Here is a 15,101-nt window from a genome sequence, read left to right on the forward strand (position 1 = left end):
ATGAACCAACTCATCGACGCCCTCAGCGACCCTGAGAACAAGATGGAGAAGTTCCTCGGCAGTACCCTTGGCTCCATGGTCCCGATGTCTTCAGCCATGCGTGGCTACGTCAACACGGGCCCATACCTGAGGGAGGCCCGCAGTCTCCTCGATAGGATGCTCAAGGATATCCCTGGGTACTCGCAGGGCCTGCCTCCGCGTCGTGACATCTACGGGGAGCCGGTGGCGAGGAGGATCGGGGTGTCAACCACCATGAAGGAAGACCCGGTGGAAGCCGAGGTCAACCGCATCATGCTGGAGACCAGCGAGGGCATCTCCATGCCACAGCCAACGCACAACGGCGTGGACCTCCGCGAGATCACCCTGAAGTCGGGCCAGAATGCCTACGACAGGTACCAGGAGCTGGCCGCAAAGCCTGAAGACAAGGGTCCGAGCCTCAAGGAAAGCCTGGAGAAGCTCATCTCGACCGAGGACTACCAAGCCATGCCAGACGGGGAGACCAGCCAGCTCGGCAGCCGTCTCAATGCCATCCAGGGCATCATCCAGAAGTACCGTGCGGTAGCCTTCAAGCGGCTCCAGATGGAGAACCCAGAGATCGGGGCCGCCATGCTCCAGCACAAGTACAAGGCCGCCGCCAAATACCTCGACAATAAGGGACAGACATCGGCGGGGGATCAGCTCCGCAAGTCTCTCGGCCTACCTTCCAGTCAGTAAGCTCCCGTGCGGACCATGACGGTCTGCTCGGATGGGCGGCACAGTTCGTTCTTGTCCTTGGGGGCTGTGCCGCCCTGTTCATCTCCATCATCCACCATCGCCACAATGGATCGACACCATGAGACGCGCCATTTCGTTTAAGCATTCGCCCCTCATCACGCCTGAGACCCTTGCCGCCGAGGCGTTCCCCAGCAGAGACATCAGTCATCCGCGATGGCTTCGACGGTGGGTTAGGCTCGAAGACAAGAACGGGGAGCCGCACTTCGGGATTGTCATTGGACAGGCGAACCCCGAGACCGAGAACACCGAGCGGCGGACGAATTGTCGCCTCAGTGTCACCGAGTTCGCGATCATTATGGAGGTCGCTCGGTGTGCGACGGCAGTGGAGGCTGACCAGTTCCAGGACCTGAACGGGTACGTTTTCGTCCGCTCGCACAATGACGCGCTTCCGGGGTCCAATGCGATGAGGAAGGCTGTCAAGGCATCTGAAGGGACTTCCTACCAGATGGGGCCGTACTTTCGTTCGCAGGGCTCCTACCTGCTGGTGAAGTTTGGTGTCTACGCGAACCGAATGGTGCCGCTCCACGGTGACTTTGGCGCGTTCCGTCGAGGCAGCAAGAACAGGGACAGGCTCCTAGCGAACGCTGAGTTCTTCGCTCACAATTCGAAGGGCCTCCCAGACAAGGCGATGGTCGGGCCTTATGTCGAGAACCTCCATAACCTCTTTGCTTTGCTGGATGCCAACCGCGAGCGGCGAGAGGATGTGGAGAATTCCCCTCCTATCTAACAATAGGCGAGGTTTAGAACAACCGCTCAGAACAATAGGCTTGGTATAGAATATAGAGCGCAATTTTCGTTGCTAAAACGCTCTCCTTAGCCATGCGTATTTCGCATATCAATCATGATAGAAATGCACTCTTGTCACATCCGATCAGTGACGGCAGCCAATCACTATCATCCCTCCCTTCACAGAGGCTCCCAATGACGACCAACCCAAAGTCCCAACTCCGCGTCTATCTCGACGTTGAGACCGAGCAGAATGCTTTCATTGCCCCACGGGGGTCATTCCTTATGGCGGCAGGGGTAGCCATTGCGAGGCATCATGACGACAGACCCCACCACGTCTTCACGATGTTCGGCCTTGCGCCTACCCAGGACTGGTTCCGAATGGGTGGACTTGCGGAAGCCATCAAGTTCTATGACACGCCCGAGACAGACATCGTGATCCTCTCGAAGGGAATGCCGCTGTTGGCTACCATCGTGGCCCGAAACGGGGTCCGGGATGAGAAGAAGCAGAAACTGTATGATGGCCATGAGTGGGTGGTTGACCTCAAGTCGGCCATAGCGTCTGTCCCGAGGCGGTGGCGGCAGGTAAAACCAGAACCCGCCTACCCCCAAAACGTTGAGGCGGTGGCTCTGAGGGCCGCACGGTTCGGCCTGGAACGGGCCAGAGAGGCATCCATTGCGTCCGACCTCGACCTAAGCTTCCCGAGGGTCTGGGGCAAGATCAGGCTCCCAGAGCTTGAAGGCTCTGACTACTGGAAGACACTGCGGAAAGAAGAGGATGAGGCTAATGCTCGTGTCCACACGCGAGGAGGCTGACCGATGAAGGAGGATTTGACAGCAGACAGCCGATGGTCGCCAGACACCACTCCGGCGCTCTTCTTCGATCCATACCTAGAGCCGCGCGATGGAAAACCACTGGCAGACGTGGCGCTCCAGATCGGGGGGCGCTTGGAGTCCGGCCTGGGGCTTCGTTGGTCTAGGACAGACGCGATGCAGCGGCGACAGACGGCTGTCTCAACGGTGCTGGCTAACCTCGCGTTGATGGCACGGGTCTCCCTCAAGGACGCGGACACGAGGCTAGCGGTTCCCACAGCGATACGGGCAGGCTCCACACGGTATGACCGCAGCGATTTCCCTAAGCGCCTGCTCTCGGAAACGCTCCAGCAGATGGAGAGGAGCGGCTTGGTCCAGCGCTTTGAGTATGCCTACAGGCGGAGGGCAACCACCGTCCTGCCAACCTCAGAGCTGCTAGACATGCTCGACGCGGCGGGGGTGGAACTCACGGACCTAGGACGAGCGGAGGGCGACGAGTCAATCTGGCTGTACGCTCGCCGAGAAAACGCCAAGCCCCTGGGTGGCAAGCCGCCTCCGAAAGACCTCATCGATTATCAGGACACCGACATCACCATATCGATGCGGAGGGAAATGGAGGCGATCAACGAGGGTCTCAATGCGGCGGACATCAGGATGCGCGGGAAGAGCCTTCCGCCCATTCACCTGAAGCGCAACTTTATCCTGCGTCATGGCGGCGACCCTAAGAGCTTCACGCTCGGAGGGCGGTTATTCGGCGGCGGGCCTTGGTTGTGGTGCTCGAAGGCGGAAAGGCGGGACATAACAATCGGTGGGGAAGAGATCGCGGAGGTGGACTTCAAGTCTGCCTATCCGAACCTTGCTTACTGCCTCCTCGGCCTGCCCCTGCCTGAGGTGGACCCTTACGAGATCGACGGCCTGAGCCGAGACGCCGCCAAGCTTGCTCTCCTCTCCCTCCTCTCCCGAGCGACGCCAATGAAGACCCTAAATGCTGACCTCAGGGAATTGCTCGGTGCATCATGGAGTGCTGAGCGTCTGGTCAGGGCCATGGAGGACAAGCACCCACGGCTGCGGGGTGCCTTCGGGAAGGACTTGGGGCTGGAACTTATGTTCCTGGAGTCAACCTTGTTGGTCTCCGTCCTGATGCGCCTCAGGGAGCGAGGGCTGGTCGGCTTGCCACTCCATGATGCTGTCCTAGCACCGCGAAGCCAGGCGGAAGATGTGGCGGCGATCATGCGGCAGCGCTCCAAGAAACTACTAGGAGTGGAACTTCCTGTGAGCATCAAGGGACAATAAGTTGTAGTTACTAAGGCCCCCTAGTTCCCCCTTTAGGTATTGGTCACCATCATCTCCTCATCCGCATAAGAGGTAGACCTCTGCGGTTCTAATGCTGTCTCAGCATGCCTTAGTGCTCAAAGTGACTGACATGGTGCCGGACTGATTGATCAAGATGAAGAGGAGGCTGAGCCGACTGAAGCAAGCCAACCATCCTCACCACAAGACCTCATGTCCCCACCCAATGTCCCCACCCAATGCCCCTCCCCAACGGCATTCCTACTGTCCGACCCTGCGGCTTCCCCAGCAGCGTATCCACACGGTCCCGCTCCTCACCCTAACCTCACGCTCCTAACCCTGCGGCCCCCATCACGAGCTGCTTGGTGTCTCCAGCGCAGCGCGGCAGGCATCAAGTAGGCTCGGGGTTAGCTTTGCGTGGACATTGGGGAGGACATCGGGTCAGACCTCAGGTGGGCTTCTGGTCGGGCTTGGTGGATGGACTTGCGGTAGGGCTGAGAGAGGACTCCCTGAGCACTACCCGACAGCAGGGGAGCAGACAGTTGGACATCACGATACGGGTGGTTCGGATATCGGGTCGGACTTGAGGCAGCTACTCGCGGCTGCGATGAAGATGAATGGTGTCTCATCCGAAGGCGAAGCCGCCCCGGAGCCCTACAAGGGGTCACTCACGCGACATCTAGAACGTGACAACGCGACGAGGAGCTTTCCCCCCTCTGGGGTGGGGTCATTTCGATACTGCCACACTCCACACCGGGTGGCTTTACGGTCGCTTCCACATTGCGCACATTGCAGGTTGCGTATTGGTGCAGGATTACACATTGCCCCACTTTATACACATTGTGGAAATGCACACTATCTCATTGTTTTTATTTAATATTGACCTGTAGCCCCTCTTTATGCGAAGGTGCTTTGTGCAATCTGGGATTTATCCAATGTCAAACAGCATCTCGGTCGAAATGGCCTTGGCTTGCAGAATGCCACGCTATGTGGAAAAGGCGTCAGAAGCGGATGACGGCATGGTCGCGCTCATGATCGATAATGCCAGTCTCATTCTAAAGCCAGCGCTTGCGGTCATCCTTGCTGAATTGGCTCCGATGGAAATTCGACCCAAAGCGGGGATATTGGGGGATTGGGCCTTATGGCACGGTGGCGGCAAAACTTCATGCCTGCCGCTTGAGGCTTTGACCATGCCAGGCAAAGCCCGCGATGACCTCTTGTTCATCCTTATTGGTCGCGCCGTTCGTAGGTTCAAAGGGGCTTGCGCCTTGGCGGACTTCCATTCGCGGCTTGCGGACTTGTTCACGGTCGCGGACGCGGCTTAGGGAATTCGCTCCACCCCCTATCATCAAGCGCCCCACGTTGCCGCGTGGGGCGTTTTCGCGTTGGCTTCACAGCACCCGCTACCCGCACAAACAAAAAGGCCGCCTTGCGTGGCGGCCTCTTGCGATTAGTTCTGTGGGCGGACTTAGGCTTGATAGACTAGATGGACCGGCCCGAGGTCAACAAAGCGGCACCCGCCTTCCTCCCAGCGATCCACGCGCCAAAACGAAAACTTGCTCCAATTCATTTCCAGATAGGCGTCCTTGAAACCGAGTGCAGCCAGGACTTTTTCAGACCAAGTAAACATTGCGAACTTCCTTTCAACCTTTTGACCAATCGCCAACCTGCGATGAACAATCCTTATTGTATTCGAGACACAAAGTCAATGTTGATCGAAATTTTATCGATATATCAAAAGCATATCCACTTTACACAAATAGAATAATGTGGCATTGATAAATAGTTACCACATTCCGCACATTCATCTAATCAACACTAAATCACTACCACATTCCGAATATTGTGGAGTTGCCCAATGATATACTAAACAAAACGGGTGGATATTGGCAGAATACCTTGAGGCAACGGGACGGAAGACACCGGACCAACTGGCCGCGCAGCATACCCGCGAATTCCACCCAGTATGCGCTTCGATAAGGTATGCATGAAGCGAAGCGTGGTGGGGCCGCTACAGTAGCGCTTCGAAAAATGCCATTGACCACCCATAGCGAAGCATGACATAACGAAGCACCTAAAACGAAGCAAAGGAGCTTTGAATGCCATGACTCTACTGCGAGCATACCTTCGAGCCAGTACCAAAGAGCAGGACGCGAGCCGTGCCCGATCCGACCTCGCCAAGTTTGCCCAAGAGCGAGGACTTAGGGTCGCGGGCTATTACGCGGAGAACGAAAGCGGTGCCTCACTCCAGCGGCCCGAACTGTTCCGCCTCCTCACCGACTCCGAACCTGGAGACATCCTCTTGGTCGAACAGGTGGACCGCCTCAGCCGACTTAATGCCGACGACTGGGAGCGCCTCAAGGCCGAGATCAAGGCGAAGCAAGTCCGCGTGGTTGCCCTAGACCTGCCCACCTCCTGGATGCTCGCGACGGCGGAGCGGGATGATGTGCAATCGCGCATCCTAGAGGCCATCAACGGCATGATGCTGGACATGTTGGCGGCCATTGCGCGGAAAGACTACGAGGATCGGCGGCGGCGGCAAGCTCAGGGCATCGAGAGCGCCAAGGCACGGGGCGACTATAAAGGCAGGCCAGAGGATGAGGAGCGGAACGCGGCCATCATGAAACTCCTTGCAGGCGGCCAAAGCTGGCGTAGCATAGCGGCTGCAACGGGATGCTCGATGTCAACTCTCAGTCGGCTAGCAAAGCGTCTACGGGAGGCGGAAGCCAGCAAGGAGGGCCGCAATGTGGTCGAGGCTTAAGAAGCTGCTCATGGGGCTGGTAGAGGCAATTGATGGACCGCCCACTCCTCCTCTCCACCCACCATCCGGCCTCTCGACGGCAGAACAATGGGATCTCCTCCCGCCCATCAAGCGTGGCATGCAATGGGACAAGGAGGGGAGACTATGGGTCCACGAGATCAAGCGGTGCCCTGCGACGGGACTTAGGGTCAGGATCACTCGGCAGGCCGCAGGGTGACTGGCACAGCAAAATGCTGTAGTATATTGCGACAACTGTAAACTTCTCGGGCACTACGTCGCATCGCGATGTGGCTGCGCAACCTAGGCAACGCTGCTGATGTCAGAAACCAATGAACGCCTGAATATCAGCAATAACTGGATTGACTATACCGTAGCGGCTGGCCGAGGGGGAGCGGGATTCGTACCAGTTCTTGGTGGTGTAATAGGTGAGATAATTACTCAACTTGTTCCCAATCAACGAGTTGACCGTCTGGCGAAGTATCTAGGCATGCTTGACAATCGAGTTGAAGTAATGGAGCACCACATCAAGGAGTTTATCAAGAATGACCCGGAGAGTATTGCTTTGATAGAGGATGGAGCTTATGCCGCCGCAAGAGCAACCTCGCCCGACCGACTTGAAAAAATTGTAGCTTGCGTTGAATCAGGCCTGAAAGGGATGAGCGAAGAGGGATACTGGCGCCGGAGATTGCTATCCATTTATTGCGAGCTGAGTGACGAGGAAACCGCATTACTATATAAATTTTATCAATCATCCGTTATTCAAATAGGACCAAAGCCGCCATCCGATAATCAAAACAAAGACAACAATAAGCCAAAGGCAATCAAAAATGCGAAGGAGCGTTTGGAACTGTCTCAAAGCATAGAGGCCAGCTCCGCAAAACTTGAGCGAGTCGGTCTTTTATTCTTTGCAAATCAACTACAAAAAACCGAAAGATTCACAAGTGACCACACAAAGGTCTCACCACAATTACTTCCCATATTCGAATCAAGTGGCCGCCCAAAAGGAAAACGAAGAATTACATATCTTGGATTAAGATTATTACTGTCAATTGGCATGATATCCGATATTCCAATCGGAGCAGAAAGAATACCTGTGTCTTAGAGACACTGTTTAAAACTATAAATCAGCACGACAGTGGAAATAATACTTTGAACACTCTCCTATCGGCATAATCTTCTCCAGCTCCTCAGCGCAGCCCTTCAACATCACGTCCGACCTGCGGTATCCACGCGCCGAGCTGGCCGCTAGTTCCGCATGCTCCCTACCGGACGCCCTCCCCGAGATGTAATGAGCAGCCTCGGCGTCCACCCTGAAGCGGCGGCAAAGGCCCTCAAAGAGATGGCGAAAAGGTGAAATACAGATGTCATCCTCAGTCAAGGGCGAGCTAACGTACCTACCCTGCGGAGCCTACTGGCGGGGTCTAGCACGAGATTACGCTCAACGGCGTGGTGCCCGCTAATAGGGCCTGACCAGACAAACAGTCTACCGCATATTGGCCCACCCGATGATGGCCGAGAAGGCGCTGGTGGCCTGGGAAGGCAAGCGACAGGAGTTAGCAAAGCGCGATTCTTAGAGTACTAGGGCGGGCCTTGCGCTGGGCCGAACCACTGATTGATGTGGATGCCCTTCCTCCTCCCCATCCACCATCCAGCCTCTCTACGGCAGAACAATTCGCTCACCTCCCGCCCATCAGGCTCGGCATCGAGTGGGACAAGCAAGGGCGGCTGTAGGCGCACGAGATCAAGCGGTGCCCTGTGACGGGGCTTAGGGTCAGGATCCCGCGGAAGTGCCTTGATGAGTCCCACAATTTTCAGTTGACGCAGAAACACTGCCACCAGAGAATAGAGTGATGTGTTATGTCTGGACTAGGCTGGAGGAAATATGTCGAAGGAGGTCGCCTCAAACACAGCCAAGCGGTTTGATCGAAGCTGGATCATCGCATGGTCTTTGGTCGCTCTCTGGTTTCTAATTGTGTTTGCGCTGGTTATTCCACAGCTCCGGCACTGCGACAGCCTTACATACCCAGGGTTCTTGGAAAGGTTTCTTGCATGCAGGACGCCAATGGACCTGGGAGACTTCCTTGCGGGTGCATTCGCGCCTCCGGCCTTTGTATTTCTAATTTTCACGGTATTCATCCAGTCGAAAGAGCTTAAGCTACAAAGAGAAGAGCTGCGCCTTACTCGGACTGAGGCTTCGGAATCCCGTCTTGCGCTTCAAGACCAGGCGCTGCAAATCACGGCGCAGACCGGTCTGCTACAGTTGGCAGAACAAGAGCGGAAATCCGCCGAACTCATTCGGAGGTTTGATGCCTTCGTTCTCCGTCTAGCAGGGCGTTTGAAAACAAGCAGGGAGGTATTTAGGCACCGCGACCGGTATGGCCAAACGAGAGACATTGGAAACTTAGTGGACCTTGCGGGGAAGTTTGCCGACCAAAGCCTCGTACAGCACCTCGGGCTAGCTGTGTCGAGGACATATACAACAAACGGGATCGAGTTTCCTTCAGAGTTAAGCCCCTATGAGTCGCACGACCCCTATGGATTTAAGAGAGTCTACCAGGCGCTTGAGGAACTGATAGCGCTCTATGACGAGCTGCCCCCTGAAGGAAAAATACGCGCAGATGCTTATGACCTGGTACCGCTTTTCTATGCGATGCAGGCGATGGCTATTAATTTGGATAATATCGACATGGGAGTTGAGTTTGGCTCCCCTCCTCAGGGGTGGAAATTCGATTCCCAAGGAAAAACAATACGCGAGTAAAGGTTTAATCGCCAATCACCGCTAGAGTCGTGCACATATGGCCCTGATCATCGGGTTAAGAAGCTCCCAGCAGCTCAAGGCATCGCCAGCAGGAATGTGCATCGCGGATCATGGAGGAATGAGGTGTTCACGCTATACGGGACCAAGCGTTCGGACGTACTGTACAGCCTCAAGCCCGTCGAAGTGTTTGCGGGCCGAGGTGATGATTGGCTGGGCGACATCGGGAAGAGGCCCGACCGTCCGACTGCGGACATCTACCATGGTGGGGCCGGAGACGACTTCATTTTCACCTACAGCGGCAAAGACAAGGTGTTCGGGGACAGCGGGAATGACACCCTCGTGGCGAACACGTCGTCCTCTTTCAGCTATGATGGTGGGGAAGGCTTTGATGTCCTTGAGCTGAAGGTCAATGCTCCCGGTGGCTACCTCACAATGTGGGCAGGCGACGAGATAGTAGCCATCAAGGTTGGCGCTCAAATCGTATCATTGCACGATGTCGAGGCGGTTCTTATAAACAAGGACACCCTTCTTGAGCTATGAATAGGACGGAGGAGGGTTCGGATCAAACCTTGATCTGGACAATCTTCTCCAGCTCCTCAGCGTAGCCCTTCAACATCACGTCTGACCCGCCGTATCCCCGCGCCGAGCTGGACGCCAGTTCCGCATGCTCCCTACCGAACGCCCTCCCCGAGATGTAATGAGCAGCCTCGGCGTCCACCCTGTAGCGTCGGCAAAGGTCCTCAAAGAGATGGCGAAAAGCATGGCTGGCGGGAGGAAGATTGGCAACACCGGCAAAGACTGTCTCTGTGATCCACTCATAAAGGTTCGCCTGGGTGCGTCTCGGAAACAGCGGACCAGATGCCGACGACTTGACGAATTCCAGGAGCCCCTCTTGGACCACGGCACTGTGGAGCGGAACCTTGCGAGACTTGTGGGTCTTTGTGGTGCGGTCCCCGTCCGAGCGGACATGAGCGAACCAATGCCCCTCGATCTCCTCGAAGTCCTCCTTGGTGAGTTGGGCTGCCTCCCCCACCCTCATCCCCGAGTAGGCCAGCAGCCACGGGACCCAGCGTCTCTCCGCGAGCACCTCCTGCCGCGATGCCTTGAGGATCGTAGCCGCCTGTTCAAGGCTGTATGTGCGGGACCGACTGTCCACATCCTCGCGATCCGGGACGGCAAGCTCCTCCAGAGGGAGGCCAGAGGGGAAAAGCTGTCCGCTTGTCTGGCGTTGTCCCCAGTGAGTGACAGCTCTTATGGTGTTCGCTTTATCCCTCACCGTGGTCCGTGAGGCTCCGCCTTTGTGAAGGGCCTCCATCCAGCGCATGACCTCCGAAACTGTTACGGTGCTCGCCAGTTCGCTCTTCCTGAAGCGAGAGAACTCAAGCACTATTCGGCGGTACTTCTTGATGGTCGCTATGGCCTTGCCGCGCCGAGAGGCCATCAGGGCAGTCTTGTCCTGTCCCCGCTTCTCCTCCTCGTCCACGATGTCCTCAAGGGTGAGCTTGAGGGTAGTCGGCGGGGCTGCCTTCTCCGAGGATGGTCTGGGACCTTCGTATGGGGGAATACGCTGAGCCCAGGCTGGCTCACTGTAGTCGCCCTCCTCCCAGCGAACCCTGAGACTACCAAGGGCGTCCAATAGTCGCTCCCCGCAGCGTTGGCGCAAGGAAGCCATTGTTTCAGCGTCCAGCCGCACACCCATCTGGCGGACAAGCTCATTCGCCCGCGCTACGCCCCAAATCTTGAGGATGTCTTCGGTCTGCCGATATAGCGACGCAAGGGCGCGGTGGCATGGAGTGCCTTTCGGTTCCTGTTCGAGGAGGCCCCGAATAGTGTCCAAGGCATCAAAGCGGTGGAGGAGCATAAGCCACTGCCCCAACTCAAAGAGCCGCTGTCTGTCAATGCTTGGACCAGGCTTGCAGTTAGATAGTTCGGCATCGATCTCATGTTTGACCAGCTCCTGCCAGATACGAAGCTCCCCCGGATCGGCCTCCTTGGCGCGAAGGAACGCAAGGGCGTCCTGACCGGCCAGCGCATGGATATCCTTGTGGGTTAGGCGCAGCGGGGCGTCATTAAGAAGCGACCGCCATCTTGCCCACATCTCCTCGACCTCAAGGCTGACACGCTTGTAAGCCAGCGCAGCGGCCTTGGGGTCCCGAGTACCGAGCGAGCGCTGAACCTCGTGAGTCACCTTCAGCTTCATCGCCAGGAGTTTCTCGCGCTGATTCCACAGGTCGGTTGGGGTCACCTTCCTGAAATAAAACATCCCGGAGTTAGGATGCGGCCACGGGCCAGTCATGACCCATCTCCTTCGCCTGGTCGCCATACGTGAACCTTTCTGTAGCAGTCCGTCTTGCGGAAAGCCAGCAAATCCAGTATGTTCATGAAGCTACAGGAAGAAATTGGTGGGCGATGAGAGACTCGAACTCCCGACATCTTCGGTGTAAACGAAGCGCTCTACCAACTGAGCTAATCGCCCTCAGGCGCGCTTGGCGCCGAGTGCGGTTCTGATAGTTCGAAAGCGCCCGTCGCGCAAGGTGGAAAATCGCCCCTGCCTGATTTTCTTGCCTTTTCCCAATCGAGCGCCGACCCTCGCCCCTGCCGGAGCACCAAAAGAGCCCGTCCCGCTGGTCCAATCCCCATTTCGGTCCGTATAAGCAGCACGAATTCAAGAGGATATTGCCATGACCCGTTTGAAATCCGATTTTCTTTATCTCGGCCTGTTCCTGCTCGTAGTGCTGGCGGTCGGTTTCACGATCGGCTTCGTTTTCCGGCCGGGAGACTGGTATCTCGCCCTCAACAAACCCTTCTTCACGCCGCCCGGCTGGGTGTTCGGCCCGGTCTGGACGATTGTCTATATCCTTATTGCCGTTGCCGGCTGGAGAACCTTTGTGACCGAAGGCGCAAGCGCGCCCGCCTTCCGCCTTTGGCTCGTGCAGATGCTGCTGAACTGGGCCTGGACGCCCGTCTTCTTCGGCGCCCAGCTGATCCTGCCGGCGCTGGTGATCATCCTTGCGCTCCTGGCCACGACCGTTCTGTTCATGATCCGCTCGCGGGACCGGATCGCAACTGCCTGCTTTGCCCCCTATGCGCTCTGGCTCACCTTCGCTAGCAGCCTGAACCTGGCGGTTGCCATTCTCAACTGAACGGATGGCGGTGATGCGGATGATCGCAACTGAAGAGCGCGCCTGTTGACAAAGGTTGTTTCGCGTGACCTTTTAGGCCTGTACATCGTGTTTTGAGGCCCGGCGAGCGGGCCAAATCAATGTTCGGAAAACTCGGATTTGCATCGCTGGTGCGCGCTGTCTGTGCCGGTCATGGCTATTGCGGCAGCGTGCAGGATGGCCAATTCATGCATGTGACTGATTTCATTCCCAAGCATGGAACAGTCTCCGCAGATGACTTCGTCGACTGGCTGTTTCTGGCCGATGATGAAACCTTTATCGGCAGGATGAATGCAATGCGACGCCGCGAGACTTTGCGAAGCATGTTCATCGCGCATATGGGTTCGACCACCGTCAAAGCAAGCAGGCTCCGCTGGCAACGATGACGGTCCAATGGCTACTCCAGGGCAACCACCCGCACCTGTCCTCCATCCGCGAGATCGAACAGATCTTGCGCGATCAGGGCAATGACGTCGCCGTTGTAGCGCTCAAGGGCAACTCAACGGACATTCCTTTGCCGGAAACCCTGGATTTGTCTCGCCCCACGGTGTGTTACGGCCCCTCCTTCGTGCCGCGCGCCTTGGAATATCCTCGCCTTTCGCCCGGAATCTTCTTCGATCCTGCGACTTTCCGTTGGTCCGCCTTCCGTGATGGCTGGGGGGACCGGATGCTGAGCGCCGATGCTCTCGTCGCTAACCTGCCGGAAGCCATGGCGCGAATTGCTTCTGAATGCGCCTTCGTTCGCCCCGACGAGGACAGCAAGGCGTTCGACGGCGGCCCCTATGACCGGAAGACACTGACGGCGGCTCTCGACCCGGCAATCTCAAAGGGTCGCATCAACGATCGCACGCAGATCATCATCGCAAGGCCGATACAGGTCGACGCGGAATGGCGCACATTTATCGTCGGCGGAGAGGTCGTAGCGGCATCCTCCTATCGCTACAACGGCATTGGAAACATGAACCTTCACGTCCCTCACCGAGCAATCGACTTGGCATTCGAGGCAGCCGAGCTTTGGGTGCCAGCGGATGTGTTTTGCCTTGATATAGCTCTCTCGGGCGAACGATATGGAATAGTCGAGGCCAATTGTTTTAACGCCGCGCGGTTCTACGGTGCGGACGCGGGCGTTATCCTCGAGTCCGTGGCGTCTTTCGTCGATCGCAAATACACAGCCGCTAACGATGCCCGGCTGACCACACTCTGACCCTGGCTCCGGGCGGCGAGTCCAGAAATCGTGGCGAGAATCCGGGGGAATCTGGCGAGGCATAAATGGGTGGCGACCCCTGCAGGAAAAGCATAAATAGCATTTTATTCAATGAATTCAATGGATAAAGCCCCCACACCAAAGCATTATCTTATCATTGAATTTGTTATATGATTTTATGATCCGCCCTCACCTTACAAGGTCACAGTAAGCGCTCTGGCCACCATTCATCAATCACATGGCTCATCGTGTCTTCGGGAATATCCGCATCACCTTCGCCGTCATCGTCATTCTGACGCTTGCCACCATCGCCGGGCTCGCCCTGCGCATTGCCGAGGCGATTGGCATATGGTGAAATATCCGATCACCATGGATACGCTGGGAAGCCTCATCGATCGAGGTTACGCCATCTACGCCCACTGCCAGGCGCAAGGCTGCGGACGGTCGAAGGAATTGGATTTGCCAGCATTGGCCGAACGGCTTGGCCGCGATCACCCGGCACTGTCCGCCGGTCTCACGCCGAAGCTCAAATGCAGCGCGTGCGGCGGTCGCAAGATCAGCATCACCATTTCGCCGCCGCAACAGCCGATAGAGCCATAAAAAAACCGGCGGCATTCGCGCCACCGGTTGCCCTCGCTCTAAACTGTCAACCTATCGCATCGTCACCCAATGCCACCAGGCATAGATCTGGTCGCGCAAGGCGTAGATGCCGGCCGCGCCGCCAAGCAGCCAGCCTCCGATATACCACAAAGCACGCCCGAGCATTCCCGCCCCCTGTGCCTGCGCCTTTCGCTGGGCAAATTCCGAAAGCGTCGGTGCCGCGCTGTCCACGCTCTTTTCCACCGCCGCCATCCGGTGGTCGAGCGCCACAAGCGTCAACCCCTGTTGCTCCAGTTTCTCATGCACCCGGCGCCGGCTTTCGCTGGCGTCGGCCTTGTCGGCGTCCATCCTCGTTTCGATCCGTCCGAGCCGATCGAGGATCAGCGCATATTGATGCCCCTCTTCCATCCCGGCCCCGCTATTTCTTGCGGCGGGTGGATCTGATCGGCGCGCTTGCCTGCGTCCGGCCATACATCACCAACAGGCCGGCCAGCAGCGTGCATGCCTGTTGCCAGATCTGATAGATGTTGCCGGAAAAATCGCCCGTTGCCGGGTCGAAATTGAGCGCGATGCCCGAGGCCGAAAGCCCCGCCGTGATGATGCCGCCCCAGATCGTGCGGCTCTGATACCAGCTTTTTTCCATGGTTCTTCCTTTCAATCAAAATCGGGGAGATCGACGGTCTGCCCCGCCATGTCGTGAGTGCAGTCGTTGAGGAATTGGATGCGCCCATCCGTGACAAATGAGTGGCAGACAAAGGTGATGGCATTTCCGGAAGCGTCTCGCTCCCAGTCCCCATCCCATTTTCCAGACTGGTCGCGGGTGATCTTTTTTCCCGTTACCAGAACGCTTGGTGTGAACGTCGGCTTGTCAGGATCACCGTTATAGCCCCAGCGCGGGCCTGACCCTTCACCGACCATGACTTATGCGCGCCATCACAGCCGGGACACCAGAACAAAATGCCGCCGTTCGTCGCACCGCGGAGCTTTGCCGAGAGAGCGCCCATGTCCGTTCCT

The 15,101-nt window shown here is 57.0% G+C and carries 16 protein-coding genes, 1 tRNA gene and 1 pseudogene; 13 read left to right on the forward strand and 5 right to left on the reverse strand.

The features are described from left to right. The 9 genes from Q4481_RS17620 to Q4481_RS17660 all read left to right on the forward strand — a co-directional run bounded on the left by Q4481_RS17620 (position 1) and on the right by Q4481_RS17660 (position 9,662). Complete coding sequence (locus Q4481_RS17620) at positions 1-714, forward strand: hypothetical protein (protein ID WP_304377715.1); 714 nt, start codon at positions 1-3, stop codon at positions 712-714. Positions 715-832: 118 nt separating this feature from the next. Continuing rightward, a complete protein-coding gene (locus Q4481_RS17625) occupies positions 833-1,501 on the forward strand; it encodes a hypothetical protein (protein WP_304377716.1) in 669 nt (222 codons plus the stop codon). Between the two features lie 194 nt (positions 1,502-1,695). Next, complete coding sequence (locus Q4481_RS17630; RefSeq protein WP_304377717.1) at positions 1,696-2,316, forward strand: hypothetical protein; 621 nt, start codon at positions 1,696-1,698, stop codon at positions 2,314-2,316. Positions 2,317-2,319: 3 nt separating this feature from the next. Further along, a complete protein-coding gene (locus Q4481_RS17635) occupies positions 2,320-3,606 on the forward strand; it encodes a hypothetical protein (protein WP_304377718.1) in 1,287 nt (428 codons plus the stop codon). 932 nt (positions 3,607-4,538) lie between these two features. After that, a complete protein-coding gene (locus Q4481_RS17640; RefSeq protein ID WP_304377719.1) occupies positions 4,539-4,928 on the forward strand; it encodes a hypothetical protein in 390 nt (129 codons plus the stop codon). Positions 4,929-5,707: 779 nt separating this feature from the next. Next, positions 5,708-6,364, forward strand: coding sequence for a recombinase family protein (locus Q4481_RS17645; RefSeq protein WP_304377720.1), 657 nt, complete (start codon positions 5,708-5,710; stop codon positions 6,362-6,364). 316 nt (positions 6,365-6,680) lie between these two features. Next, complete coding sequence (locus tag Q4481_RS17650; protein WP_304377721.1) at positions 6,681-7,466, forward strand: hypothetical protein; 786 nt, start codon at positions 6,681-6,683, stop codon at positions 7,464-7,466. 780 nt (positions 7,467-8,246) lie between these two features. Next, on the forward strand, positions 8,247-9,122 hold the full coding sequence (locus Q4481_RS17655) for a hypothetical protein (RefSeq protein ID WP_304377722.1): 876 nt from the start codon (positions 8,247-8,249) through the stop codon (positions 9,120-9,122). 123 nt (positions 9,123-9,245) lie between these two features. Continuing rightward, the gene (locus Q4481_RS17660) at positions 9,246-9,662 is read left to right on the forward strand and encodes a hypothetical protein (protein ID WP_304377723.1); all 417 of its coding nucleotides are present in this window, start codon (positions 9,246-9,248) and stop codon (positions 9,660-9,662) included. A gap of 22 nt (positions 9,663-9,684) precedes the next feature. Here Q4481_RS17660 and Q4481_RS17665 read toward each other — a convergent pair whose 3' ends face one another. Together Q4481_RS17665 and Q4481_RS17670 are read right to left on the reverse strand one after the other, a co-directional pair. Then, positions 9,685-11,418, reverse strand: a complete 1,734-nt coding sequence (locus Q4481_RS17665; protein ID WP_304377724.1) for a DUF6538 domain-containing protein — start codon at positions 11,416-11,418, stop codon at positions 9,685-9,687. 104 nt (positions 11,419-11,522) lie between these two features. After that, positions 11,523-11,598, reverse strand: a tRNA-Val gene (locus tag Q4481_RS17670). 205 nt (positions 11,599-11,803) lie between these two features. Between Q4481_RS17670 and Q4481_RS17675 the strand changes: the two genes are divergently transcribed. The 4 genes from Q4481_RS17675 to Q4481_RS17690 all read left to right on the forward strand — a co-directional run bounded on the left by Q4481_RS17675 (position 11,804) and on the right by Q4481_RS17690 (position 14,087). After that, positions 11,804-12,265, forward strand: a complete 462-nt coding sequence (locus tag Q4481_RS17675; RefSeq protein WP_304377725.1) for a TspO/MBR family protein — start codon at positions 11,804-11,806, stop codon at positions 12,263-12,265. A 206-nt stretch (positions 12,266-12,471) separates the two neighbouring features. Then, complete coding sequence (locus Q4481_RS17680) at positions 12,472-12,669, forward strand: hypothetical protein (protein ID WP_304377726.1); 198 nt, start codon at positions 12,472-12,474, stop codon at positions 12,667-12,669. Continuing rightward, entirely contained in the window at positions 12,666-13,487 is an 822-nt protein-coding gene (locus Q4481_RS17685; protein WP_304377727.1) for an ATP-grasp domain-containing protein, read from the forward strand. The genes Q4481_RS17680 and Q4481_RS17685 overlap by 4 nt, the downstream gene beginning before the upstream one ends. Positions 13,488-13,835: 348 nt before the next feature. Further along, positions 13,836-14,087, forward strand: coding sequence for a hypothetical protein (locus Q4481_RS17690; protein ID WP_304377728.1), 252 nt, complete (start codon positions 13,836-13,838; stop codon positions 14,085-14,087). A gap of 51 nt (positions 14,088-14,138) precedes the next feature. On the opposite strand, the gene Q4481_RS17695 is transcribed toward Q4481_RS17690, so the two are convergent. The 3 genes and pseudogenes from Q4481_RS17695 to Q4481_RS17705 form a co-directional block, all read right to left on the reverse strand. After that, positions 14,139-14,495, reverse strand: a complete 357-nt coding sequence (locus tag Q4481_RS17695) for a hypothetical protein (RefSeq protein ID WP_304377729.1) — start codon at positions 14,493-14,495, stop codon at positions 14,139-14,141. A gap of 10 nt (positions 14,496-14,505) precedes the next feature. Further along, positions 14,506-14,730: a hypothetical protein gene (locus Q4481_RS17700; RefSeq protein ID WP_304377730.1), complete on the reverse strand. Its 225-nt coding sequence runs from the start codon at positions 14,728-14,730 to the stop codon at positions 14,506-14,508. Between the two features lie 11 nt (positions 14,731-14,741). Beyond that, positions 14,742-15,091, reverse strand: a pseudogene (locus tag Q4481_RS17705) (ubiquitination-like system serine protease family protein). Between the last annotated feature and the right edge of the window lie 10 nt (positions 15,092-15,101).

Source organism: Fluviirhizobium alvei (assembly GCF_030551875.1).
GTDB lineage: Bacteria > Pseudomonadota > Alphaproteobacteria > Rhizobiales > Rhizobiaceae > Rhizobium_E > Rhizobium_E alvei.